The organism is Psychrobacter sp. CAL346-MNA-CIBAN-0220 (assembly GCF_040309805.1).
GTDB lineage: Bacteria > Pseudomonadota > Gammaproteobacteria > Pseudomonadales > Moraxellaceae > Psychrobacter.
Genome location: NZ_JBEOPF010000006.1, coordinates 104,790 through 131,660, shown reverse-complemented (window position 1 = coordinate 131,660; position 26,871 = coordinate 104,790). Strand labels below are relative to the sequence as shown.

The window sequence follows — 26,871 nt, the reverse complement described above, 5'->3', positions numbered from 1 at the left end:
TGTTCTCAGTATTTAAGTGTTGTAACCAAACAGTTAGTCCAAAAGCCGCTCTCGTAATTGAGAGCGGCTTTTTTTATGGAAGATAAAAAGAGTCAAAATAGTAATACTAATAGCGCACGATAAGATAAGTTTAAGGAAGTAAATCAAAAAAATGAAAGGAAAAGCATATGCTAATAATAAAAGAACTATCGGCTCATACGGCTGGATATAACCAAGATATTCAAGCAGTCTCTACTATTGAAAGCATTATTCAACTGCAAGATGCATGGTCTTATCAGGCGCTTATTGACTTACTTATCCAAGACAGCATTAAACTAATTATCGTTACTAACGCTATTAACTACATTGTCGGATATTGTTTATATCAGGTTGTATTCGAGCAAGCAGAAATATTACGTATCGGTACCCATCCTCAGTATCAACGTCAGGGTATTGCCTCGCAACTGTTTACAGCGCTAAATAAAGAACTACGGCACAACAAGGTTGAGAGTCTGCTATTAGAGGTACGAGCAGACAATGCACCAGCGATAGCACTGTATGCGCAGCAAGGGTTTACAGTTATTCATCGACGTAAGGGCTACTATCAACAACCGTATCAGTTATCGAGAGATGCGTTGATTATGCAGCGTAGTTATAGTGAGTGATATCGGTTAGGTTTGACGACACTGATTGCTAAATAAATTAAAACGGTTATCAGGATATATTTTATAAATGAGGTTCAGTAGGACGTGTTTTACAGTCCTCAACATTAATTTTATAGCTACTGTCTATTTTCATACGTTCGAGGATAGCAATGCGCTCGGTAAGTAGCTCAACCATGAGATTTATATTGGCTTGTTGTTTTTGGACTTGCTCTAACTTCTGCTGAGTCACGATTAGCTGATCGTTGAGGTCAAGATGCCCATCATAATAATCATTGAGACTGTCTTTTATTTCGGTGAGGGTAAAACCAATTGCCTGTGCGCTTTTGATCAGTTCAATACGTTCGACACATTCGGGATGAAATTCAGTGTAAAAACGTGATCCTGCTTGGCGTTTACGGGATTTTAGCAGACCCAACTGGTCATAATGGCGCACCGTATCTTTGGTCGTGTTGGCTTGATTTGCCAGCATACCAATGAGCAAAAAAGAGGTATCAGGAGCCATATTATGACCTTATAAGCATAATGAATAAGTTAACATTCGATAAAAAATTATGAGTCAAAAAGACAAAGCAGCGCAATAGTTGCCCATGTTAAGACTCGTTTTTTTGCATTTGCCATGGCGCAGAAGAATCTAACGAGGCCGCGACCATTGGCTTATGCGTATTATTTTGCCACTTAACTGAACGCCTGCCAATTAAGCTATCTAATTGGTTCAGGAAATCAGCGCGTGTCAAGGTTACGGCACCCAAGCTCATTAAATGGTCATTGGGCAGCTGACAATCTACCAGCGCAACGCCGTTTTGATCACATAAGCGCATTAAACCCCAAAATGCCAGTTTTGAGGCATTCGAGGCGCGATGAAACATAGATTCACCAAAATAGATGCTGCCTATTTTTAGCCCATAGAGGCCACCAATCAGCTGTTGTTTGTCATCCCAAACTTCAATACTATGGGCAAAGCCGTGAGCGTGTAGTTCGGTATACGCCTCAATCATCTCATCATGAATCCAAGTATGCTCGCCCTCAGGCAGCCCCTCACTACGCGGCAGACTACAAGCACGTATAACCTCATCAAAAGCTTGATTAAGGGTTAATTGCCAACGCTCACGTTTGGCTTGGCGGCGTAGTGACTTGCTGGGCCGATAGTCTGCCGGTACCATCACGCAGCGCGGCTCAGGGCACCACCATGCAATAGGCTCATCTTCATTAAACCAGGGAAAGAGCCCTTGCGCATAGGCAGAAATCAGGGTTTCTGGCGCCAAGTCAGCGCCAATCGCTACCAAGCCAATACCATCAGGATCAACTTGGGCAGGATTGGGGAAATCATAACGCCCGAGACTTTTTAAGGTCTCAGGCGTTAGGTGATCGATATTAGTAGCGTTCGCTGCAAAAATACTAGCAGAATGGCTCATTTAAGTTTCTTAATCCGCAGTCAAGGTTGAAGCGTAAGTATGGTCCTGAGCATGGGTTTCGCCTAGTGCATCTAGATATTTTTCGGCATCGAGTGCTGCCATACAGCCAGTACCGGCAGAAGTAATCGCTTGACGATAGACGTGATCGGCAACGTCGCCTGCTGCAAATACACCTTCGATGCTGGTTTGAGTGGCATTACCATTAAGACCACTATTAACAATAATATAACCATCCTTCATCTTTAGCTGACCGTTGAATAGGTCGGTATTAGGCTTGTGACCAATCGCAACAAACATGCCAAAAACATCTAACTGTTTGGTGCTGCCATCGACAGTAGATTCAATGACCACACCATTAACGCCCATATCATCACCGACTACTTCTTTAACACTGTGATTCCACTCAATTTTTACATTACCATTTTTGGCTTTTTCGAACAGTTTATCTTGTAGTATTTTCTCAGAACGCAAGCTATCGCGGCGATGTACTAAGGTGACTTCGGCGGCGATGTTAGACAAGTATAATGCCTCTTCAACTGCGGTATTGCCTCCACCGATGACCGCCACTTTTTGGTCTTTATAGAAGAAGCCATCACAAGTAGCACAAGCTGATACGCCCAAACCTTTGAATTTCTCTTCTGATTCTAGTCCCAAATACTGCGCGGAAGCACCGGTTGAGATGATAAGAGCATCACAAGTATAGCTGCCATTATTGCCAAATAATTTAAAAGGACGCTCGCTAAGATCAACGGTATTGACATGATCATAGACCAATTCAGTGCCAAAGCGCTCAGCATGGGCTTTCATACGATCCATCAATGCAGGGCCGGTTAGGTCATGAGCATCACCCGGCCAGTTATCGACCTCAGTAGTGGTGGTTAGCTGTCCGCCCACTTCCAAACCAGTGACCATAACTGGCTTTAAGTTAGCACGCGCAGCATAGACGGCTGCGGAATAACCTGCAGGGCCTGAGCCTAAAATAATGAGTTTTTCGTGGCGTGGGCTATTATTGGTTGTAGAGGCAGTTGCCATGGGTCTTCCTTTTGATATAAAAATGGATATTAAGAATTAAAAAATCAAGCAAATAGGGTTGTTGTTAGAGCTGTGTGATACTAACATAAGGGCAGTCAGCAAAAAGTGCAAGTTTGCTAAAATAAATATGGGTATTATTAGAATTAAAGCATACTGATGGTTACTATATGATTGGGCACTTTAGCTTCATTTTCAAACGGTTTCGTTCTTAAACAGCACTGCTTTTAAATAGCATTGCTTCTAAATCATACTGATTTTAAACGTATAGCCGCATACTTATACCGTTACTGTTCACCCGACTGCTATTGTCAATACAAAATAAAGTAGATACGCTGATATTTATGGGCGTCGGATAACCTTTTTCTTGCTTGCTGTGAGGCTGGGCCACTCCAGAGGCTACAAAGACTTCTCCTAGAAACACTGTATCCATTTTAAAATGAACTCACTGTCTACTTAGTAAGTAGATAGCTTGTTATGTTATTTTTTTACATTCTTTATTAATAACACAGTCGCCACTTAAGCGATGTATTTGTTATTATGAGAAGTTATGCTAAGTGTAATAAAAGCTGAATAATATATATTATTAGCAAGCGATATTTATTAGTACATGTTTGGCACCTGCGAAGCACCAAATATGTATTTTACGTCATAAGTGATGCCCTATATACCTTATAATGGCTATGCCATAATAAACTGGCAGCTGTGCCATAATAGGCGCTTCGCTACCCAAATTTAAATGAGCACTTTATGTCAGCATGGTTAACATTAATCATGAGTTGGCTACCATCTAGTATTGATAACAAGGCAGATCCTACGTGATATCAGCACCACTTATTGAGTATTTAAAAAAAGGAATATTTACCTTCCTTGGCTTAATGTTGGCAGTCTATCTGTTCATCATTTTATTGACTTATACCGGTAATGATCCTAGCTGGTCACATATTAGTAGTGATATGACTACTATTAATAATATGGGCGGCGCAATGGGCGCGTGGTTGTCTGACTTGCTGTATAGTTTTTTTGGTTTCGGGGCATGGTGGTGGCTGGCGTTCTTGGTCTATGAATCCATTTTAATTTGGTGGGACAATAAGCCGACTTTTTGGCTATTACGGTTGGTTGCTTATGTCTTTTTATTGTTAAGTGCCAGCGCTTTGTTTGCGCAATTGGTGGCCCTGATTCAACACGTATCAGATCCAGTAGCAACAGGGCTTACCGGCGTCGCTGGTGGTATTATCGGTCTTGAGCTACAGGCGCGCTTAGCCCAGCTATTATCAACGTGGGGCAGTGTGGTGTTTTTGACTGTATTTGTCATTATTACCGTAACCTTCGCTTTCAATATTCATTGGCTTCCTCTCTATCATAAGCTTACCAATTTAGCGTGGCTTGGTTCTGGTGTTAAGTCCGAAGAGACTGAACCTAATTCTGCGCAAGAAGCTAACTCTACACAACAACCTACCAACAAACGCCTGCCAGCTAGTGGTAATAAAGATGTAATAAGTAATAAGGAAAAGCAGCAGAAAAAGGATTATGAACAATTGCCGCTAGAGTTGCAGTCTGCTAATGGTTCCAATGGCAACCAAGTAGCAGATAACAGTAAACGCTTCAGTCATGCGTTAACGGATTTTTTGGCAAAGTCAGGGCTTGGGGCTAGCGTTAAAGCATCTATGGCTGCGCAAGTTTCCCCAACGAACACGGTAATGGGCGAAAGTTTACAAGCACCTATACCGAGCTCTAATAATGATACCGCTAAAGCTAACCACACACAGCACGTACCGCCTAATTCTGCTACGACCCCTGTCCATAAAATTGAGCCTAGCTTTGCATGGAATGACGCTGGCACTGTTAATCATTTATTAGCTACCACGTCAACTAACGATCAAAATGCGACCACCACTAATACGACGATACCTGCACCTGCAGAGATGCAGCCAGCTCCTCATACGACTGACTATAAAGACCATTCTATTCAGCAGACGCAAGATGGAATGAATGTCGCTGAAACACCTACACCCGTATCGAATGTTGATGAGTTAGCAGCTACTTGGTTAGCTGAGCCTGCGATAGCAGTAGCTTCTGATAATACGAATGATACGCCGCTAACAAGCGTCAATAAAGCAGCTGATCATAATAGCGATAGCAAACTGAATGTACAGCGCTCAGTGTCAGACCCAGTAGAAAAAGAAAAGCAGACGCCAGTGCCACAAAATTCAACGGCACAAGCCACTGATATGCAGGCTGCAAAGAATAAGGTATCAGAGCAAGTAACATCAGCGTCTGATATGACTCCGACCAATACGCCGTCTGCCAATCCAACGATAGCACCAAAGGCAGCGCCAACGGAAGCAACTGCTGCTCCAAATACAGTTTCTGAGACAGTAGCGGTATCTAAATCAACTATGAACTTTGCCATACCAGAGGGTGATTCGAGCAATCATATTGCTGATATGATGCCAGATGATTATAGGTCGTCTGATGTCGGCTTGAACGCGCCCGTTATGCCGGATATTCATGATGACGCCGCCTTTTCTCAGCGTTCACGATCAATGCAAACTGCTGAGTATCGCGCGCGCCTATCCCCTATTCCAGAGATATCTATCCTTGATAAGCCTGATCCTAATCGCCAGCCTAGTTATACTGACGCTGAGCTTGGGCAGTTGTCAGAATTATTAGAGATTAAACTGCAAGAATTCAATGTCAAAGCACAAGTGGTTAACGCCATTCCAGGACCAGTAGTGACGCGCTTTGAGGTAGAACTGGCTGCTGGAATTAAAGCCAGCAAGGTCACTGGGATTTCACGCGATTTAGCACGCTCATTATCGATGGCCTCCTTACGAGTGGTCGAGGTGATTCCTGGTAAGCCTTACATTGGTATCGAAGTGCCTAATAAAAAGCGTGAGATGGTACGCTTAATTGAGCTGCTTAATACCGAAAAGTTTAAAGATTCTAATGCCCAAATCAGTATGGCAATGGGTAAAGACATTGGTGGTAAGCCGATTATCACTGACCTTGCGCGCGCGCCGCACATGTTGGTTGCAGGGACAACAGGTTCCGGTAAATCAGTATTGGTCAACGCCATGCTGCTATCGATGCTACTCAAATATACGCCCAATGAGCTGCGTCTTATCTTGATTGATCCCAAGCAGCTAGAGCTTGCCAACTATAATGATATTCCTCATTTGCTGACCCCAGTGGTCACTGATATGACCGAAGCGGCCAGTAGCTTGTCATGGTGCGTGGCAGAAATGGAGCGCCGTTATCAGCTGATGAGTTTGCTCAAAGTACGTAAGCTCAATGAGTTTAATAAAAAAGTTCGCGCTGCAGAGCAAGCTGGGAAGCCCATGCTAGACCCCCTATGGCGACCTAATGACAATGTGAGTATCAGCCAAGCACCAAAGCTGAAGACTTTACCGATGATTGTCATTGTCGCTGATGAGTTTGCGGATATGATCATGCAAGTGGGCAAGCAGGCTGAAGAGCTCATCACCCGACTCGCCCAAAAATCGCGAGCAGCAGGCATACATTTAATACTCGCCACTCAGCGTCCATCGGTAGATGTTATTACCGGTTTGATCAAAGCCAATATACCGGTACGTGCCGCGCTGCGAGTCAACTCCAAAGTGGATTCGCGGACGATTTTGGACAGTGGTGGTGCTGAGGATATGCTCGGTAATGGTGATATGCTGTTTTTAGGTCCAGGGCAAATTGAGCCAGATCGCGTCCACGGTGCTTATGTCAGCGACGAAGAGGTCAACAGTGTCTGTGATGCATGGCGTGAACGCGGCGCCCCCAATTATATTGATAATATGGCTGGCAACTTTGAATTATCTAGTCCCGGTAGTGGGAGTACTGGGAGCCCATCCGGTGAAGATGATGACCTTTATAATGATGCGGTGGGTTTTATTATGGAAACCCGTAAAGTATCCGCCTCTAGTATTCAGCGCAAGTTTAGTATTGGTTATAACCGAGCTGCACGCATTGTAGATTCTATGGAAGAAGCCGGTTTAGTCAGCTCAATGGGTAAAAGTGGTAAGCGTGAGTTATTGATGTAAGAACTGCTAAGGTAAAAAGGCGTAAATCTCGCTAAATAAAAAAAGACGGATTACGAAAGTAGTCCGTCTTTCTTATGTAGTTATAGGTAGAAATGTAGGTATAGGTGCAAGTAAATATCAAAAATTATTCATAAGATGTCTAGCGGTTAGTCAGGTAACTTAATATACTCAATAAAAGCTCATTTATCATGGAAGACTATTTATGTTTAAAGAATATAACCAATATGATGCGCTAGGATTGGCCGCGTTGGTAAACTCAAAGCAAGTTAGCGCCAAAGAATTGTTAGACGCTGCGGTTGATCAAGCTAATAAGCTCAATCCAAAACTCAACGCTATTATTCATCGCTTTGATGAGCGCGCCTATAACGCCGCACAAGCAGGATTGCCAGCAGGGTCTTTTACTGGTGTGCCGTACTTGTTAAAGGATTTATCATTTTATTTTGAAGGTGAGCCGATAACGATGGGCAGTCGCAGCGTCCATGTTATAAACACTTATGATAGTGAAATCGTCAAACGCATGAAAGCAACTGGGGTCAACACTTTTGGCAAAACCAACACCCCAGAGTTTGGCTTGATTATTACCACTGAGCCCAAAGCACATGGCCCAGCACACAACCCCTTTAAAAAAGGCTATAGTACCGGTGGCTCATCAGGTGGTAGCGCGGCGGCAGTGACTAGTGGCATCGTACCGATGGCAGGAGCAGGTGATGGTGGTGGCTCGATACGCTTCCCGGCGGCTTGGTGCGGCGTATTTGGCTTAAAACCCAGCCGTGGTCGCAATCCTGTAGGGCCAGCATTTGGTGAAGGGTGGGATGGGGCGATTGCAGATCATGTCATTACCCGCACGGTACGTGATAGCGCGGCAATGCTCGATGCGACCAGTGGCGCAGAAATAGGGTCGCCTTATATTATCACGCCGCCTGATGGGACATTTTTACAGGCCGCGATGCGGGCCCCTAGGCCTTTGACTATTGCCCTACATCAACAGCCATTAGTTGCGAATACGGTAGTAGATAAAGAAGTTTTAGCCGTACTTGAGCGAACCGCTGCGCAATTGGAAGCGATGGGTCATCGGGTCATTCCTGCTGAGCCTAATATTAATATTGAAACGTTCTGGCACGATTTTATGGTGGTAATTTGTGCTCATACCGCCTTTACGATCGATAATATTGAGCGCTGTTTTGGCTCAGAGCACATAAAAAATCTAGAACCGCAAACCTCCAATATGGCAATGCTCGGGCGGTCGTTGTCAGCGGTAGATTTGGTGCATGCCAAACAAGGCTGGCATGATAGCCAATATCAAACGGGCAAACTACTTGTACAATACGATATGATTTTATGTCCGACAGTGCCTACCACTGCGGTCAAACACGGTATTCTGCCACCAAGTCGAATGGATGAGATGCTCATGCGTAGCGCTGGGATGCTCAATAAAGGCTTCGATATGGGTAAATATGCTTTTAGCTCCGGTATCATTGAAAAGCTTAGCCAACCAGTGCTCAGCAAAATGGCCTTTACTTTATTAGGCAATATCGCCGGACTACCCGCAATGTCGCTGCCATTAGGTATGAGCAAGAAAGGCTTGCCAATTGGTATGCAGCTGATTGGGCGTATGAATGATGAGACGACTTTATTAAGCGTAGCAGGGGAAATGGAGCGCGCCGGTTTGTTTACCAAACCAGCATTTGAGAGATAGCACTCTTTATGTTGTAAATGAATAAAAAGCCCTAATCAAAACGATAAATATCCATTCCTAAGCTATGGTGGGCCATACTTTCATGGACAACAGAAACCCGTTGACCCGCACCTAAAGCAAAGAATAGCGGCAGTAAATGCTCATCACTCGGATGAATATTACGAAAGCTGGGATATTGTTGCCAATCCAAGGCAGTAGGAATGTCCATTTTCAGCTGTTGTAATAGCCATGATTTAAAGTCTTTAGCGGCATAATCAATACTATCGGCCTGCCAGCGTAATGCTTGTAAATTATGAGTAATATTCCCTGACCCAATAATCAAAATTTGCTCATCACGCAATTGCGTCAGTTGGGCACCCAATTGATAGCAAGCGTTACTGTCATAATGCTGCGGCAAGGATATTTGTACAATAGGCACATCCGCCTGCGGATATAAATGCCGCAGTGGCGCCCAAACACCGTGATCACAGACACGCATCGGATTGACACTACAGGCAATTCCACGTGCGCTAAGCTGTTGCGCGAGTGACTCGGCAAGTTCTGCGTGACCATCTACTGGATATTGGATTCGATGTAACTTGGGGTCAAAGCCTGAAAAGTCGTGCCAAGTCTTAGGTTTAGGATTGCTACTGATCTCAAGTTTAGAGGATAGCCAGTGAGCGGACATAATGACGATAGCGCGGGGTTTGGGTAAATTGTGGCCCATACGCGCCAGTGCGCTAGTTGTCGCTGATTGCTCAATAGCAAGGGTTGGCGCTCCATGCGAGATAAATAGCGCCGGCAAGCGCGCGGTATTGGTCAGTCCAGCAGGCGCATCCGCCCAAGCGACAGCACCACTAATGGGCGTCGTAGGATTAGTAGCATCATGATGATAACCATAATGCTTGGGATGATAAACGGGGGCGTATTTAGCAGGTTTTGAATAGCTCATGTGCCATTTATTAGGGCGCGCTGTCATTTTTCAATCTGTTGTATCAAGGATATTTAATGCTTATTAATTTCTTAATGGTCAGTCTGAGTATAGTGAGTCAAATATAAAACGGGTACGAAGAACATGAGTGAAAATTGTACGCCAAGTGCATTATGTAAGTCTGACGCCGTAATCGATTTGTAGTTGACTCATTATTGCTAATTCCCTCGATGATAGGGATGATTGTGATTGATACTCATCGCCCGATATAACTGCTCCATTAATACCACGCGCACTAAAGGATGCGGTAAGGTCAGCGCCGACAATGACCATTTTACATCGGCCTGTGCCAACACCTCTTGTGAGACCCCATCAGCCCCGCCAATCACCAGCGCGATATCGTCCCCTTGCTGCATTGCATCTGCCAGTTTATCTGCCAAGCCTTCCGTCGATAGCATCTTACCTTTAACATCAAGCACCCATAACTGCTCACGTCCAGCAGTGGTATGGGCAGCTAATATCGCCTGACCTTCTTGTTCACGATACTGAGATAAATTAGCATCGGAAGGGTTTTTAGCACGTTTGGCAGCAGAAAGTTCAATGATTTCGGTGCTCAGCATGGGTTGAATACGCTTATGATATTCATCAAAACCGCTTTGTACCCAGTTGGGCATTTTATTACCAACGGTCAAAATTCGTACTTTCATAGACGCTTATTCCTTGATTTCACTTGAGCAGTTTCAAGTTGTTTTAATTTTTCATACTTTAATTTTTCATACTTTGATTTAATCAGTTAACGGCAATAGGGTCTCAGAAATAGCATCATCCTCTTGGGCATTCTCACCTTTGGTAATAATAGTCAGCTTGGCATCGGATTCAAAAATAATCGCTTCAATATCACTTAAACTTCTGACCCCTTCAGAACGCATGGCACATTCAAGCTCTTGACGGGTTAAACGTTCAGTACGCATAGCCTCTGGCAGATATTGCCCTTGATAAAAGACAATGCGTGGCTCAGACAAGATAACGCTGCTAAATTGTGGTGAGATAGACGCGTATTTAGTCACTAAAAACTGCATTAGATACAACACCACGATAGAGGCACCCCCTTCAATAAAGGGTATGTTTTCGAGCAGTATGGTACTGGCGCCGAGTGAACCAATCATTACCGTAACGATCCAATCGAAGTTATTAAGCTGCGAGGTGGAGCGCTTACCAGAGATTTTCGTGGTAATAACGACAAGGATATAGACCATCATCGCGGTCAGCACAATACGTCCAAGCTTTTCAATACTATCAAAAAATACCATATCCATGGTTGTTGCTCCTATTAATAATGCAAATTGGTTCAATATGTAAAAATAGAACGTTTAAATACAAGCTCTCTAAAAATAGCCTAACGGAATTTACTGGGCAATAGTGCAAAAATTTTGTAGCACGTTGTCAATATTTTATATCAACGTCTTAATAGTCATGGGCTTATAGCCGATTCACTTTAAAACGCGTACAGTGTGGCTGGTAGCAATTTTTGCAGCCTCTGGAGTGGCATAACCACACAGCAAGCCAGAAAATTTTTACCAGCTGCACGTAACTGCTAGCATATCTATCTTATTTAGCATTACCTGAACAGCACGACTTGAACAGCAGTAGATAAATAGTTATTGAGCATAAGTTTAATATCAAGAAGTCTTGCGTTTAGTATCGAGTAGGCGATTAAATGCCCAAATGCTGATACGCGCGCTGATTAAGGTGAGTAACGATATTACCACCAGTGCGAACAATAACGGCATTGGTTGCTGTGCTGACATCTCTAGCAATACTTCACGGCTGGCTGCATCAAATAGCCATAACCACAAGGCTAAAAAGTAAATAGCGGTTAATAACCAGACTACGCTGGTACCACCGAGGGTTAAGCGATTCATCTCGCTTTTTGTCAGGGCGCGCTGTTGATGTTTAATAAATTTATGGACGGCAATATAGGCACCAGCAAGAATAGATACAGCAGTGACCAGTTGCGGATTGAGCCCTATCTGCGACTGAACCATCATAAAGACAGCGCTGGCAAGAACATAGCCAATCGCAAAAAACCCCACGTATTGAATCAAACGGATCTTTAGAGGTTGCCCCGTATATTTTGACTGAGCATTATGTTTGCCGAGGTTAGGTTTGGTACGTGCCATAAGCTTGCCTGTCATAAAATATAAATAGTAGGATTAGAAACGGAATGTGATTAAGTATGCAATATTTTGTTTTTTAATAATTGTCTTTTTATAACTACAATGAATTAAATATAAGACTGATTATTGAATGTTGAGTAAAAATAGTAGCGGGTATATCCAAATAGGCATATTAGGCGAATCTGACACTGTAACAAGTTACAGTTGATTTATTATATTAATGCTGCGCTGTCCAGTCGAGCATCGCATCTAATACCGGTCTTGCTATATACGGGTTTAAAGCCTGCTCGATATTAATCAATCCGACCACCGTATAGTCCTGCCCTGATTGACCTTTGACATAACCTGCCATCGCGGCAACGTTATTTAAAGTACCCGTTTTAATCCATGCGCGTCCAATGGCAGCTGACTCAGGTAAGCGCTCGCTATGGGCGACGATCGTACCGCTAACACCTGCCACGCCTAATGAATGGACATAGGCATCAAAGCTTGGTTGGCTATAAGCATACGCTAGTAGCTCATTTAAGTTAGCAGCAGTAATCGTACAGTCTCGGCATAATCCTGAACCATTGGTTAGATGTGGCGGCGCTGTGGTCAGATGCGCTTGCCACCATTGATTCATAGTCTGTAGAGCGGCAGGATAGCTCGTTGCATTGGATTGACCAAATCGATATAAGCTCGTTGCTTTTTTGGTATAGGCATCAGCTGTATTCATTGGGGCGGTGTTGGTTTTATTATAAGCGTCTATCGATAATGCCACTTGCTCAGCCATAACATTGTTAGAGAAGTGATTAATATCATAAATCTGCTGAGTCAAATTAAAAGAAGGGTAGCTGACGATTGGCAGTGGCGACACCGGTAATGCCGCTAGACCACGCGCTGAGCGTATATTTTTAGAAGCGTTATTAGCGTTATTAGCGTTATTAGCGTTATAAGGTGCCTCTTGGGTAATCACTTGACCGCTTAGTGTATTGCCGAGCTGTTGCCATTTTGCAGCGATGACGTGGGCAGCAAAGTCTTTGCTATCAGGATAAGAGATATAAAATAAATGCTTACCGCAGCTTTCTGGCAGCTTAGCGCTAAGAGTGAGCTTATCCGTTTGCCATTGCGGCGCTAAACTATAAGTGGCCCGCGAACAAGCAGCAGAGCGGGTATTGATGAGACTCGGCAATTGATAATTTGCCAGCTTTGGTGTATAGGTCAGTTGTGCCTGCCCGTTGCTCAGTGGATGGCTGGCAATTTCTATGCTACTAAAATTAACTAAGAATCCATCGGGACTGGCATTATAAGAGCGTAAAGGCGCGTTATCAAAGGCAGCTGGATCTTTACTGACATTTTTGAAGACAGCACTATCGATAACAATATCACCATTAATATGACGAATCCCTGTTTTTTGAACTTGATAGAGCAATTGCTGCAAGCGTTCATGAGTCATTTTTGGGTCGCCGCTCCCTTGAATAATCAGATCACCATGCAGACGGTCGCCGATAATAATGCCGGTATGATAAACCCGGGTATACCAAGTAAAGTCAGTGCCTAGCGTATCAAGAGCAATAAAGCTGGGCACCAGCTTCATGGTGCTGGCAGGCGTGCGCGCTATATTAGGCTGATGGCTCAATAAAGGGGGTTGTATGGTTGTCGATAGTGCGAGGTTAGAGGCATCAGAATCGGCATTATAATTATTAGAATTATTTTGCTGCGATACGGTGTTATTGGCTGATACTGTTGGCCTACTGTTTAAGCTTTGGTAAGTATAAACATCATCAGTATAGGCGTGTAACTGACGTTCTTGCTGTTGAATCTCTTGCTTATTGACCGTAATAGGTGCGTTTTTAGTATTGCTGTTAGTAGCGGTAAGTTTAGGGTCAGTATTAGCGCTATCAGTAACTTCGATGACAGAGGGCAAACGGCTGATACTCTTTGTGCCAACTGGAGTGATGATTATACTGATATCAGCTGGCGTTAACGCTGCGCGACTAAGTGCTGATTGAATGGATTCTGGCAGTGCCGCTTGACTGCTTAGCGGTATCAAAGCGATAAACACAAGTAGCACTTTCAGTCTAAATAGTTTTGATGAGGGTCTACAAGGTTTCTTAAACAGTTGTGACGTTGTGGAATTTTGAGTGGTCGTAAATAAGGACTTATAAGGTTTAAAAAGGGTATACATGAGAGAGTTGTCGTCAGGTGTTAAAAACAGCCTATGGTAACATGAGTTGTCATTTTCGCGTAGATGCGCTGAGGTAGGAACAGGGTCAAAGTGACTTATTTAACGAAGATAAATTTTAACGAAGATAAATTTAGCAAAGGTAACATTGTACCTTTGCGAATCTGTAAGATTTTATAAAAAATGACCTTAAAATGACCTTAAAAATTTGCCTTACATATTAACGTACATGCAGAAACGCCATTGCGGTCATCACTGCATCGTTATAAGCGTCATGATTACCAAATTCAGGGATATTATAATGCGCTAAAATGTTGGTCAAATGCTGCGACTGATTGGGAATACCTGGAGTACGATCGCCCATCCGCTTACTATATAAATATCTTACATCTATTACCCGATTGGGCAGGGAAGTGCCCATATAGCGCTTGACCAAAGGGTTCAAAAACGCGGTATCAATCTGTGGACAAAATCCTACTATCGGCCGATTATCAATAAACGGCAATAGTAAATCGAGCATTTCATCATAGCTAATGCCGTGCTCAACGTCCGCGGTTCGCAGGCCATGAATGACAATAGTATCGCGATCTGGCATGACTGGTGGACGACAAACTAAATGCAGACCGTTACCGGTATCGATAGTATTACCGTTGATATGGATGGCTGCCACAGAAAGGAGATGATTTTTTTTGGGATTTAGTCCGGTCATCTCACAGTCAATCGCCACCCATTGACCCTCTATGGGTGACTCAAACATTGATGCAAACTCAGGACGCTGCAATTGCGTCTTTTGCCATGAGCAAGATAATTGTTTAAGCAAGCTCATAAAAATTCCAATCTAATCGATAGCCCATTTTATCCCACCTCAAGCTGATAATGCTGACGTAGCTGTACTTTAAAGCTTTTTACCACGGCCAGACACTCTTTTAACACGTCACGCTCAAGGGCAGATAAGGTAGTAGGGTCAACCTGCCGAGCATGCTTATTTTCTGTGGATAAGGCTACCGCTAAACGCTGGGCCATAAAAAATTCTAATGCCTCACCTAAAGTATCGGCACGCTCTTGGGTCAAAGCCTGTACTTGCACTAAAGCCTTTAAACGATTCTTAGTGCTCGGAACTTGCAAGATATCGTGCTCTAGTGCCAGAGCACGGATACCATGAACTAAGGGAAAAATCCCCGCTTTTTTAAGGTCAATATCATGAGCGCTAGGTTTACCAAGTAGGGGTGCAAATTTTTGCCACCATTGATTAACCTCCCCAAACTGTAAAGCAGCACGGGCAAACTGACGTACAAACATAGGATCTGACTGATGATGAGCGGTCTCTAGATGTTTACGGATATCTGTCAGTAGGGTTTCATCACCGCAGACGTATTCGCCATCTAGAATCGCTGACAGATAAATACTGTGCATAGGATCAGTATTTCTAAACCATAAGCTGATTTGCGCTTTAAATTGCTTAAGCGGTTGTCGCCACATGGGATTGGTCATCATGATATTGCCATCACATAGCGGATAGCCAAGGGTTGCTAAGTGATTATTAAAGGTCTCCGCAAACTGCGCTAAATCAGGATGGGTAAAGTTATCTTTTATAATAAGCGCATTATCTTGGTCGGTGCGCATGATTTGCTCACCGCGACCCTCTGACCCCATTACAATCACGCAGGTATTTGCCATGACTTCATTGGGGACGATAAGTTTCCATAGCTTAGTAAATACCTGTGCATTGAGCGTCTGTACCATGCGGCTAACGATACCGATCTTCACGCCATTTTGTTGCTGCGCGCGAATATAGCGTCCAATCAGCTCCACCGCCGTATGGATACTGGTTAAATCTGTTGCCTGCTCAATTTGGATACTAATCAGCTGTGAGTGATGACCAATATAGGCGAGCATATCGCTTTGACCCAGTATGCCCACCACTTGTCCGCTATCATCAATCACAGGTAAGCGGTGAATGCGGTAACGGGTCATGGTCAATAGGGCGTCGCCAATTTCATGATCTGCATCAATGGTATGTAAGTTGAAGCTCGTATAGCGTTGGCATTGGGTGGTTGCGGGATCTTGCTGCTCGCTGACAGCACGGCAAATATCAGAATCGGTCAAAATACCCAGCGCGCGGTCTGAACTGGCTACTGCTGATGAATGATTTGATGAATGGTTTGATGAATGGTTTGCTGATAAATGATCTATTGGTCGTACCAATACGTGTTTAAGCCCAGCCTCAGTCATGGTACGTGCGGCGTGGTATAGGCTGCTATCAGCGTCAACAATATGTACTGGCAATAAAGTAACATCAGTGACTGGTTGTAGCATAATTTGCTGAACTTCTTGCTGTGCAGTATAGCTATCTTTTCCCAGCCCCAATGCTTGCCCTGGCGAGTTACGTCGTTGTTGTAACGCTTTTAATTTTTCTGGCAGTTTATCGGATAATAATTGCCGTACGAGGTAGTTTTGTGCACTGATTCTATTCATAGCGACGCCATCAACTTGCAATAATAGCGTATCCTCGTCAGCGCGATAGTCATAGTGCGGCGTATTATTAGTGTCTGTCGCTGTCGCTGTCGCTGTCGCTGCCGGGGAGGTCTGCGGTAGCGTTTGTATTTCGGGTGTACGGCGACTGTCAAACCAGTCATTGCTATTGACATGATCAGAATGGTTGCTACCCAAGTAGGAAGCAACGAACTCACCATTAAATGTCTGTTCAACTTGACCTTTTAACACCACAAAAAAGTATTGTAAATCGTCAACAGGAAGAATCTCATTAGCGGCCAGATAGCGCACTTGAGTATGCTTTTTGAGGCTTTGGCGCTCAGCGAGAGTTAAGACATCAAATGGTGGTTGGTTAAAATTAAGATGGGGCATGGCATCATCCTTGACGGCACTGTTAGTCAAACATAATAAATACAGTCAAACCAAAATCAACATATGAACCTAAACACAATTTAATAAAGCCCACTCAACGCTGTTGTTCACAAGATAGCAAAGTTGCTCAATTGAGATTTACTAAATCATATGCAGATGGTTTAACCACATTAACGGTTATAGTAATATTCTTTTACTATAGCACTATCTTGACGTTTATCCTCAATAACATTGATGATGTTAAGGGTATCAAAAATATTTTTAAGTCTTTGAATCTCTAAATTTTAAATCCCTAAACCTTCAATTGTTAAACTTTGAATTAAGTAATGAGCTAAATACTGCAGCTATGTTTAAGCATTTAGCAATTTTCGGATACGGCTAATGGCCTCACGACTTTCTTCAACGCTAGCAACTAGAGCAATACGCACATAGCCTTGACCTGGATTTTTCCCATTAACCTCGCGTGATAGGTAGCGTCCTGCTAATGCATGAATATTGGCCTGCTCATAGAGTGCTTTAACAAACACTTCATCATCGCCACCAAACTGTTCAGGAACTTTTATCCAAAAGTAAAATCCTGCTTCTGGCATGCGTAAATCTAGTAGCTGACCAAGCTCAGCCATCCATAGCGCAAACTTTTTTTGATACAGTGCCCGATTTTGTACCACATGCTTCTCATCTTGCCAAGCAGCCATAGAGGCAAGCTGATGTGGTATCGGCATTGCGCAGCCTTGATAGGTACGATATTGCAGATACGCTTTTAAAATCTCAGCATCTCCAGCGACAAATCCTGAGCGTAGCCCTGGCAAGTTTGAGCGCTTGGATAACGAATGAAATACAACGCAGTTTTTAAAGTTATCACGGCCAAGTGTGGTGCACGCTTGCAACAAACCAATAGGCGCCTCATCAAAATATAGCTCGCTATAACATTCGTCACTGGCAATGATAAAGCCATATCGATCTGATAGACGAATGAGCAGCTCCCAATCATCCATCGTCATTACTGATCCGGTTGGATTGTTTGGACTACAAATAAAAAGCAACTGTGTACGTGCCCAAACCTCTTGTGGCACGGCACGGTAGTTGCCCTTAAAGTCATTGTCTATAGTACAAGGCACAAAGTATGGTGTCGCTTGTGCGAGTATCGCCGCGCCTTCGTAAATTTGATAAAACGGATTGGGCATTACCACCACTGGGTTGGCTGACGGCTTATCTTGGCTGTCTATAATCGCTTCACTGTGATTGACTACCGCTTGCACAAAGCTAAAAATCGCCTCACGCGTGCCCATCACTGGCAATACTTCAGTATTGGCGTCGACATGGTGCAAGAAAAACCGCTTCTCAAGCCAATGCGCAATAGTTTGCCGTAGATCAAAGGAGCCGTTAGTAGTGGGATAGCGACATAATTTATCTAAGTTCTCTCTCAGTACGTCCAAAACGAATGCTGGCGGGGTATGTTTTGGTTCACCAATACCAAGCTTAATTTCAGAATAAGTAGATGCTGGCGTACTGGTGGCAAGTAAGGATGCCATCTTAGCGAAAGGGTAAGGATGCAGCTGGTTCAAGTTGTTATTCATAAGTAGGGTAACTATAATAAGTAACTGTTAGGAGAAATGAGTAAATATAATAAACAGAAGATAGTAATATTATAACGAAAAATTACATTTAAGTAGTGTAGCGCTGCTCTTATTTCTTTTTTTTCTTATGTTCAAGGCAATATCCTCATTATAACCTGAACGTCTATAGGTTAAAAAATACTGATAAACAGATTCTTAACTCTAGGTTGATGTTAGGAAAAGGTGACAAAGCAATCTAGCTGGATTCTGATAAGCTTTACACTCACTTCTTAATGGTAGGATCATCTAATTCATAGCTTGTAACTAATAATAGTAAACGCAATAACCGTCGCGGGTTGTTGTAAGGATAATCGATTAATATGCCTAATTTTTCTAACGATAATGTTCACTATTCTGGATTTTGTGAACCGCTTAAACGGTGTGAGCAGCAGTGGTGGCAAGCGCGCCAGCGACTCATAACTCTCAGGGAACGCCAAATGTTTTGGTTTGGAGATAACAGTCTAATTATGTGGCTGATGTGGCAACTGGTCAGCTATGTGGTAGCGGCGATCGCAATGATGTTGCTGAGTAAGCTGCTCACTATGCAGCTACTGTTATGGCAATATATGATCGTATTTGGGATACAGACGCTGTTCTTCTTCATCATGTTAGCCTCCAAAGGTAGGCTTGCCAATTATATCCAAAGTAATATTAATAAAGAGGAAATGGCAGGTGAGCAAGCTCTTAATGAGATGACTATTTTAGCAACGGATAGTATTTTTCCTGATATTCATGCCAGTGCGCCCATTTCTTTGCGGCATATTTACGAGCGCTATGAGACCGAGCTTCGTCTGGCCAGTCTGCAATGCTTATTGCAAAAAGAGATCAACGCCGGACGCCTGATTTTAGGACAACATCAGCTGGAGGCGCAGGTTCTACCGCCAGAGCTTGCCGATGATGAGCTGACCGCGCATGCCAGCGAGATGATATATAAAAGCGTGATCTAAAACCTTTATTTTAAACAGATCTACTTAAGTATGACCAGCCTCAGTATGAATCTTATCAGAAGTTATGCTGAGACTGGCAGTGAGCGCCGCCTTTAGTGTCTCAAGCTTATCGGCTGAAAGCGGTTGATCTTTTTGATCACTAATATAGAACATATCTTCTGCACGCTCGCCTAAAGTGGTGATGCGTGCCGCATGAACCTCAATCTCTTGCTGCAAAAATACCTGTCCTACTCGCGCTAATAATCCTGGCTGATCAAGCGTTTGCAAACTCATAATATGTTGATCTGAGGCATCATTAAACTCAAAACTAATAGTAGTGGTGACTTCGAAATGCTTTAGCTGGCGCGGGATACGTTTTTGTGTCAATTTGGGAACAGTAGGGTTTTTAAAGGCGTCAATCAGGCGTTGTTTAAGCTCTTGCTGACTGTCTTCATCAACCAGTAAGGTACCACTACGATCCAGCAGGACATAAGAATCCAAGGCAAAGTCGCGGGTGGCCGTTATAATACGAGCATCCAAAACATCTAAATTCATTTGATCAAATACGGCCATAGTTACGGCAAATAAATTGGTCTGATCTTGGGTATAAACAAAAACTTGTACGGCATCAAGCGCCAGTTCTCGGTGCTCACGCAGCACCACTAAAGGCGGACTATCAGCATTAGAGGCATGTCCAATCGGTGGGTGGTTTAGAATAGACTCGGTATGCCATAAGATATCCTCTGCAATTTCACGCAAAAAATACTCATCGCCCAAATCATCCCACAACCTCAATACCTCATCACGATTCATATGTTGATTGTCAACATTATCCAGCATTGTAAGCGCTTGCTTACGAGTGGCACTGATCATATCTTGACGGTTGGTTGGCGCATCGATATCAGCTCGTAATATGCGTCGCGTTTGTGAGTACAACTGCTTCATAAGGGATGCCCGCCAGCTGTTCCAAAGCTGTGGATTGGTCGCATTCATATCGGCGACTGTTAACACGTATAAGTGATTAAGATGGGTGACATTGCCCGTTAAATCAGCAAAATGGGTCACTACCTCAGGGTCAGCAATGTCCTTTTTTTGCGCAGTCATCGACATCAGTAAATGATAGCGCGTCAACCAACCAACCAAACGTGCGTCCGCTTTACTCATACCATGGGTTAAACAAAACTCAATCGCTTCAGTCTCACCAATCTCACTATGATTACCACCGCGACCCTTAGCAATATCGTGGAACATCGCTGCCAATACGATGATTTCTTTACGCTCAATACGTTGAAAAATAGAACTGACCAGCGGAAAGTCTTGATAAAAACGCTCATCGGTAAAGCGGTGCAAAATTCGAATCAGAAATAAGATATGCGCATCAACGGTATAGCGATGGAATAAGTCGTACTGCATCATACCGGTAACTTGCGCAAAAGCTGGAATATAATTACCCAACACCCCGTAGCGGTTCATCGCACGCAGGCGGTGAAACAGATAATTTTGTTCTTTTAAATTATCTAAGAAGAGTGCTTGGTGCTCAGGATTATCACGATAAGCTTGGTCGATACCACGAGCCGCAATCTTGAGTGCGCGTAGGGTACGAGTGCGCACTTTTTTGATACCGTACTGACCCATCAATAAAAACATCTCTAAAATTGCTTCAGGATGCTGAGCAAACATTCGATGATGGGCCATGGCGATCTGGTCGCCGATTTGATTAAATCGGGCGTTAATAGGGCGTTTTATTGGCCGTTCATTATCGGGTAACTGGGGCTCTATGATGGTCTCAAAATAGTGATTAATTAACATCTCAGATAGCGTTGATATTTGCATCGCACAACGATAATAATCACGCATAAAGCGCTCGACTGCGGCATTAGGTTGATCATCGGGCTGCGACTCGTAGCCCATCCGCTGGGCAATATCGCGTTGGTAATCAAATAACAGCCTGTTTTCATTGCGTCCGGTTAGCTCATGCAGATAATGACGTATTTGCCATAAATAACTCTCTGCAAAGCTTAACTCATCAAACTCTTTTTCAGTCAAAAAGTCTTGTTGTACTAAGTCATAGAGTTTACCCACACGGAAGTAGCGCTTAGTGACCCAGCCAATAATATGGATATCACGCAGACCGCCAGGAGCAGTCTTGATATTAGGCTCAAGATTATACTCTGTAGCATTATGCTGCAGATAACGTGACTTCGCTTCAGCAATTTTTACCTCATAAAAATCCCGCTGTGACCATAGCTGATTAACAATATCATTGGGCACACTTTGTAGTTCCTCATTACCAGTCAATAGCCTGGCCTCAAGCAAAGTACTGGCAACGGTATGATCAGGCGCCGCATCCAAGCAGTCTCTGACACTGCGTACTGCTAGTGCTGGCTCGAGACCAATATCCCATAGCAGCGCTACCAAACTATCAATCCTTTTAATAATATCTGCCGCAATATTATCGGAGGACAGCAATAAAATATCGATATCTGAATGTAATGAGAGCTCACCACGGCCGTAACCACCAGTCGCGAATAATGCCAAATCAGTTTGATCCAGCTCGAACCAATCAAACAAGGCGATGAGTAAGCTATCAATCGCGCAGGCACGCGATGCCACTAATTGACGAATATTGACGCCACGCTCAAGCGCACGGCTAATATCGTCATTAATTTGGGTCAGCCACTCTGGAATACCCAGTAGTGATTTTTCGGTGATAGACGCTTCTTTCTGTACGTTTTCTGCAGGCAGGGACGGCAGTGGTGTAAGATAAATAGAGGCGACATCGCAGCTAAACATGAGCGTTATCCAATTGATAGTTTAAAATGAGAACAATAAAAAGACCGCCTAAGCGATCTTTCGTTTTATTACTGGGTTAAAAAACTTAAATCTTCTTCAGGGCGGGTAGTAAACACCTCACAGCCGTTGTCAGTTACGACCATTGTGTGCTCCCATTGCGCGGACAGCTTACGGTCTTTAGTGATAGCCGTCCATTCATCCGGCAAGATTTTAGTCTGCCACGTGCCTTGGTTAATCATGGGCTCAATAGTAAAGGTCATACCCGTTTTCAGCTCAAAACCTGTCCCTTTTTTGCCATAATGCATAACTTGGGGCTCATGGTGAAATTCGTCACTGATGCCGTGACCACAGAATTCGCGCACAATACTAAAGCGCTCAGGCTCCACTACTTCTTGAATGGCCGCGCCGATATCACCTAAACGTACACCGTCTTTGACCACCTTCATACCCGCATAAAGAGCATCCTGTGCTACTTTACAGATACGATGCGCCATAATGGAACCATTACCGACAATCCACATTTTAGAGGTATCGCCATAATAGCCATCTTTGATCACCGTCACGTCAATATTGATAATATCGCCGTCTTTAAGTAATTTGTTCTCAGTTGGGATACCGTGACAGACCACGTGATTGACTGAGGTGCAGATTGATTTCGGGAAGCCATTATAATTAAGCGGGGCAGGAATAGCGTGTTGCACATCGACAATAAAATCGTGGGCAATTTGGTTTAGCGCTTCGGTGCTGACACCAACTTTGACATGCTCATCAAGCATGACTAGCAAATCGCTGGCAAGTTTACCGGCTATACGCATTTTTTCTATGGCTTCTGGGGATTGGATAAGGGATTTTTTAGTCATCATGGTTGTACTTATAGTTATGTTATTAATGTGGGTAAATTATACCATAAATGGATCAGTGACGGTTTTGACTACTTTTACTCTTGTCAAGGAATTGTAATTAATTATCAATAGCATTTTGCAAATAGTTCTTTGACACTACCATTTAAACCTTACGATTATTTATCGATAACAGACCCTCTATAGCAAGTATGCGTGGTTAAGCTGACATGATTAGATGAAATAAAACAATAATAAAGCATAACTAAATAACAGGTAAGTGTACAACTAGCAAGGGTCAGTAGCAAAACGCCTATAGGCTGGAACAAACCTTCACCTAAGCCTATACATAACACTGCATGACAGTCGGATACTTGAACGGCATAATAATCACCCTTAATAGATGAGTTATTAAGCCATCAAACAGAACAACAGATATAAATAAAAATAACAAGTCGTTTTACTGCTAGATAAAAAGTTACTAACCAATATAAATCCTAATAACTACAGATAGCGCAGCAACAATATAGGTATATAATGCGCTAAATAAATAAGGACACACTTATTTATTTTATCAGGACAATAATCGCGAAAAACTTTGAGGGAAACCTCTTAAGAGTATATATATAATAAATTAATTTAACCTTTGTAGGAGTTTATATGAAAAACATGACTAAAGTAATGATGGCAGGCGTCTTAGCAGTAGGTACATTAGCCGCTGGTTGCCAAACCACGCCAAGCGTTACTGCGCCAGTAACTCAGCCCATAACCACAAATGCGTTGCAAGCCTATAACTGGCAGCTTATCGATGCTAAACGCACTAATGGCGCTAAAGTTACTCAGCTATTCTTTGATCCAGCAAAGCCTTTAATCCTAAGCTTTATGAATGTGAATGGTAATGATCGCGTTACCTTTATGAATACTTGTAACAATATGGGCGCTGAATACAGTGTTGTAAATGGCAATGTTCAGCTTAACAACGTTCTTAGCACTATGATGGCATGCCCTGAACCACAAGCCAGCTTCGATACAGCGACCATGGCAACAGTACAAGGTAAATACAGCTTGAGCAAAAATGCTAATAATGTGCCTGTTTTAACCATTACCAATGCCAGCCAAGTAGCACACTTCAAAGCGGTATCTAAGTAATTCGTTTACTTAAAATGTTTTAAAGCTATCGATAATAGAATTCTACTGTTTATTAAAAAATAATAGATAGCTATAATCAGTAAAAAAAGCCTCACTATGCTGTAGTGGGGCTTTTTTTTCACTATTTTTTGGAAGTCTTTATCTAAGATTTAGTGATATATTCTGTCACACTGCTTATAACACGCAATACCTGTCCTTTATAATTAATCATTTTTATAGTCGTCTTTTGCATCAATTAACTGAGTTCTATTTTATGCTTACCTCTACTATCAACCAGCTTTCTGTCAGCAAAGGCGTTACTATTATTATGCTTGGTGCGGCTATTAATATTTTGAGCGCCTGTAGTACTTTGCCAATGGCTAGCAATACCATTGGCAATTCACTCACAGCGCAGATGCCAACCAGTGACCGTCTTGGGCGCATTGCCTATGTGGAGGAGCAGGGCTTTGGTGCTACAAAGATATCTTCGCTATACAGTATCCGTCCTGATGGTAACGATAGGCAATTAATCGAGCAGCTAAATGGCTATATCTATTCGCCGGCATGGTCAGCGGATGGGCAGTTATTGGCTTACAGTAAGCAAGCACTGCGCGAGCAACCGAAGATTTATATTTATAATCGCCGTAAACAAACCCGTAAGCTGGTAGTAAATGCTAACGGTAGTAATTTATCAGCTTCATTTTCACCCGATGGTCAAAAATTACTGTATAGCTCAACAGTTGGCGGTAATGCCGATATTTATGAGCTGCATTTAAGCAAGGGCACGACCACTCAAATTACTATGCTACCGAGTACCGAAGTGCAGCCAAGCTACGCGCCTGATGGTAAAAGCTTCGTTTATGTCAGTGACAAAACCCAAGCTGGCCGTCCGCGTATCTACCGCTATAATTTTGCGACCAGTAGCATTTCTCAAATAGCTACCGCAGGATACGCCGCCAGTCCGCAGCTGAGCCTTGATAGTCAGCGTATGGCCTATCTAAATGGTCGCCAAGCGGCGGTTATGACATTAGCCACTGGACAAGTAATCAACCTAGCAGAAACGGGTCTTGATGAGCCAGCACGTTTATCACCAAGTGGCAGTTATGCTGTCTATCCAACGCGAAATATGCAGGGCAGTACTCAAAGTGGTGGTAGTCTAGTCATACGGTCACTGTCTGGTGGCATAAGTTATACTATCAGTAGTAAGGCGGGTGAAGTAGTGCGGTCACCAATATGGGGACGTTAACTTTTAAGTTTTGAAATTCGTATTAAGTAACTTATGTATTAAAAAACTTATGTATTAAACAATTTAATGAGAAAAGTATGGCGCACAAAAAAAAGAATGTCCGGAAAAAAGAATGTCCTGTTTGCCAACGAGAGTTTAGCTGGAGTAAAAAGTTGGATAAAAATTGGGATAGTATGGTCTATTGTTCAGACAAGTGTCGTCGGGTTAAGAAGTATGAGGGTTTAGACCATCAGAAATAATATTTAGAAAGAAGGCTAGAGACGTCCAAGTCTGGCTTAGTGAGTTAACCGCGCAAGGAAGACGATGGCACATAAAAAAGTAAACCTACCGCAAAAAATCTGCCCCGTCTGCCAGCGGCCATTTAGCTGGCGTAAGAAGTGGGAAAAAGATTGGGAGCAGGTGATTTATTGTTCTGAGCGATGTCGGCGGGTGAAAAAAGGCGACTAAAATACAAAGACGCTACTCTTCCTCAGGTTTAGAGATTAGATATACAGCTACATGACAAATGCCATCATTAACAAAGACTCAATATCACAAAAAGAATCAGTATCACAAATAATGTTACAGGGACAATAATGACCTCAAAACTGACAAGTATCAAAAGAGTCTATGATAATAAAGTTTTACCTGTGTTAATAGATAAGGCCTGTACATTAGAAAGTGTTAGCAAACAAAGAGAGCTTGTAGTACCAAAGGCCAGTGGCGTAGTTCTAGAAATTGGTGTTGGCAGTGGGCTTAATGCTGAATTTTATAACAAACAGAGCGTCAAACGAGTAATAGGGGTTGACCCGCACATCCATCCATTGGCACAAGAAAGGTTTGATACAGCAGGTATTGAATTGGTTTCTAAGCCGTTGTCTGCTGAGACGCTACCCCTTGAAGATAATAGCGTTGATAGTGTGGTGATGACTTTTACCTTATGTTCTATACCCAATCCTATCCAAGCGTTAAGTGAGATTAAAAGAGTGCTGAAACCTTGTGGTAAGTTGTATTATGCGGAGCACGGCTTAGCGCCGAAGCCCAAATTGGTGGGTAAAATACAACAAATCATCACCCCTGTATGGAAGACGGTATCAGGAGGTTGTCATCTTGATAGGGATATTGAAAAGCTTATAGCACAAGCTGGTTTTGAGGTGTTGGGTAAACAAGGATTTACTCAAGGGGTCAATATCGTTGGTTATCACTATTGGGGGGAGGCGACTGTTGCTATTAATAAGTCGATATAAGCTCGACTCTCTATTTAAATTCAAGCTATTTAAATTTAATTTTGGCAGAGGTGGTAGGTTGTCTAAACTATCAGGATAGATATTCTGGCGCATAAAAAAAGAATGTCATGTCTGCCACTGAGAGTTTAGCTGGCGCAAAACGTGGGAG

The 26,871-nt window shown here is 43.1% G+C and carries 22 protein-coding genes; 9 read left to right on the top strand and 13 right to left on the bottom strand.

What is annotated here, in order from left to right:
• Positions 1-167 precede the first annotated feature (167 nt).
• Positions 168-644: a ribosomal protein S18-alanine N-acetyltransferase gene (gene rimI / locus AAEY88_RS11755; RefSeq protein WP_350562600.1), complete on the top strand. Its 477-nt coding sequence runs from the start codon at positions 168-170 to the stop codon at positions 642-644.
• A gap of 61 nt (positions 645-705) precedes the next feature.
• Here the strand turns inward: rimI and AAEY88_RS11750 are convergent, their stop codons facing one another.
• The 3 genes from AAEY88_RS11750 to trxB form a co-directional block, all read right to left on the bottom strand.
• On the bottom strand, positions 706-1,146 hold the full coding sequence (locus AAEY88_RS11750) for a MerR family transcriptional regulator (RefSeq protein WP_350562598.1): 441 nt from the start codon (positions 1,144-1,146) through the stop codon (positions 706-708).
• Positions 1,147-1,234: 88 nt separating this feature from the next.
• The gene (gene aat, locus AAEY88_RS11745) at positions 1,235-2,056 is read right to left on the bottom strand and encodes a leucyl/phenylalanyl-tRNA--protein transferase (RefSeq protein WP_350562596.1); all 822 of its coding nucleotides are present in this window, start codon (positions 2,054-2,056) and stop codon (positions 1,235-1,237) included.
• 9 nt (positions 2,057-2,065) lie between these two features.
• Complete coding sequence (gene trxB / locus AAEY88_RS11740) at positions 2,066-3,088, bottom strand: thioredoxin-disulfide reductase (protein WP_350562594.1); 1,023 nt, start codon at positions 3,086-3,088, stop codon at positions 2,066-2,068.
• Between the two features lie 815 nt (positions 3,089-3,903).
• Here trxB and AAEY88_RS11735 point away from each other — a divergent pair.
• Positions 3,904-7,137, top strand: coding sequence for a DNA translocase FtsK 4TM domain-containing protein (locus AAEY88_RS11735; RefSeq protein WP_350562592.1), 3,234 nt, complete (start codon positions 3,904-3,906; stop codon positions 7,135-7,137).
• A gap of 202 nt (positions 7,138-7,339) precedes the next feature.
• The gene (locus AAEY88_RS11730; RefSeq protein ID WP_350562590.1) at positions 7,340-8,833 is read left to right on the top strand and encodes an amidase; all 1,494 of its coding nucleotides are present in this window, start codon (positions 7,340-7,342) and stop codon (positions 8,831-8,833) included.
• 31 nt (positions 8,834-8,864) lie between these two features.
• Here the strand turns inward: AAEY88_RS11730 and AAEY88_RS11725 are convergent, their stop codons facing one another.
• From AAEY88_RS11725 to dapC, 8 genes are all read right to left on the bottom strand, one after another.
• Positions 8,865-9,791, bottom strand: a complete 927-nt coding sequence (locus AAEY88_RS11725) for a class III extradiol ring-cleavage dioxygenase (protein WP_350562588.1) — start codon at positions 9,789-9,791, stop codon at positions 8,865-8,867.
• Between the two features lie 170 nt (positions 9,792-9,961).
• Positions 9,962-10,450 carry a 23S rRNA (pseudouridine(1915)-N(3))-methyltransferase RlmH gene (rlmH, locus tag AAEY88_RS11720; protein ID WP_350562586.1) on the bottom strand — a complete coding sequence of 163 codons (489 nt, stop codon included), beginning with the start codon at positions 10,448-10,450 and terminating at the stop codon, positions 9,962-9,964.
• A gap of 78 nt (positions 10,451-10,528) precedes the next feature.
• A complete protein-coding gene (locus tag AAEY88_RS11715) occupies positions 10,529-11,059 on the bottom strand; it encodes a YetF domain-containing protein (protein ID WP_350562584.1) in 531 nt (176 codons plus the stop codon).
• 363 nt (positions 11,060-11,422) lie between these two features.
• A complete protein-coding gene (locus tag AAEY88_RS11710; protein WP_350562582.1) occupies positions 11,423-11,923 on the bottom strand; it encodes an ABZJ_00895 family protein in 501 nt (166 codons plus the stop codon).
• Between the two features lie 214 nt (positions 11,924-12,137).
• The gene (locus AAEY88_RS11705) at positions 12,138-13,964 is read right to left on the bottom strand and encodes a D-alanyl-D-alanine carboxypeptidase (protein ID WP_350562580.1); all 1,827 of its coding nucleotides are present in this window, start codon (positions 13,962-13,964) and stop codon (positions 12,138-12,140) included.
• Between the two features lie 340 nt (positions 13,965-14,304).
• Complete coding sequence (locus AAEY88_RS11700) at positions 14,305-14,910, bottom strand: 3'-5' exonuclease (protein ID WP_350562578.1); 606 nt, start codon at positions 14,908-14,910, stop codon at positions 14,305-14,307.
• A 29-nt stretch (positions 14,911-14,939) separates the two neighbouring features.
• Entirely contained in the window at positions 14,940-16,949 is a 2,010-nt protein-coding gene (locus AAEY88_RS11695; protein ID WP_350562576.1) for a DUF294 nucleotidyltransferase-like domain-containing protein, read from the bottom strand.
• 350 nt (positions 16,950-17,299) lie between these two features.
• The gene (dapC, locus tag AAEY88_RS11690) at positions 17,300-18,526 is read right to left on the bottom strand and encodes a succinyldiaminopimelate transaminase (RefSeq protein WP_350562574.1); all 1,227 of its coding nucleotides are present in this window, start codon (positions 18,524-18,526) and stop codon (positions 17,300-17,302) included.
• Between the two features lie 359 nt (positions 18,527-18,885).
• Between dapC and AAEY88_RS11685 the strand changes: the two genes are divergently transcribed.
• The gene (locus tag AAEY88_RS11685; RefSeq protein ID WP_350562572.1) at positions 18,886-19,512 is read left to right on the top strand and encodes a hypothetical protein; all 627 of its coding nucleotides are present in this window, start codon (positions 18,886-18,888) and stop codon (positions 19,510-19,512) included.
• 24 nt (positions 19,513-19,536) lie between these two features.
• Here the strand turns inward: AAEY88_RS11685 and glnD are convergent, their stop codons facing one another.
• Positions 19,537-22,284: a [protein-PII] uridylyltransferase gene (glnD, locus tag AAEY88_RS11680; RefSeq protein WP_350562570.1), complete on the bottom strand. Its 2,748-nt coding sequence runs from the start codon at positions 22,282-22,284 to the stop codon at positions 19,537-19,539.
• A 68-nt stretch (positions 22,285-22,352) separates the two neighbouring features.
• The gene (map, locus tag AAEY88_RS11675; RefSeq protein WP_407074458.1) at positions 22,353-23,144 is read right to left on the bottom strand and encodes a type I methionyl aminopeptidase; all 792 of its coding nucleotides are present in this window, start codon (positions 23,142-23,144) and stop codon (positions 22,353-22,355) included.
• 639 nt (positions 23,145-23,783) lie between these two features.
• Here map and AAEY88_RS11670 point away from each other — a divergent pair.
• The 5 genes from AAEY88_RS11670 (at position 23,784) to AAEY88_RS11650 (ending at position 26,723) form a co-directional block, all read left to right on the top strand.
• Complete coding sequence (locus tag AAEY88_RS11670; RefSeq protein ID WP_350562566.1) at positions 23,784-24,272, top strand: META domain-containing protein; 489 nt, start codon at positions 23,784-23,786, stop codon at positions 24,270-24,272.
• A 253-nt stretch (positions 24,273-24,525) separates the two neighbouring features.
• On the top strand, positions 24,526-25,497 hold the full coding sequence (locus tag AAEY88_RS11665) for a Xaa-Pro aminopeptidase (protein ID WP_350562564.1): 972 nt from the start codon (positions 24,526-24,528) through the stop codon (positions 25,495-25,497).
• A gap of 77 nt (positions 25,498-25,574) precedes the next feature.
• On the top strand, positions 25,575-25,736 hold the full coding sequence (locus AAEY88_RS11660; RefSeq protein WP_350562562.1) for a DUF2256 domain-containing protein: 162 nt from the start codon (positions 25,575-25,577) through the stop codon (positions 25,734-25,736).
• Between the two features lie 64 nt (positions 25,737-25,800).
• The gene (locus tag AAEY88_RS11655; protein ID WP_350562560.1) at positions 25,801-25,944 is read left to right on the top strand and encodes a DUF2256 domain-containing protein; all 144 of its coding nucleotides are present in this window, start codon (positions 25,801-25,803) and stop codon (positions 25,942-25,944) included.
• Positions 25,945-26,072: 128 nt separating this feature from the next.
• The gene (locus AAEY88_RS11650; RefSeq protein ID WP_350562559.1) at positions 26,073-26,723 is read left to right on the top strand and encodes a class I SAM-dependent methyltransferase; all 651 of its coding nucleotides are present in this window, start codon (positions 26,073-26,075) and stop codon (positions 26,721-26,723) included.
• Positions 26,724-26,871: the final 148 nt, after the last annotated feature.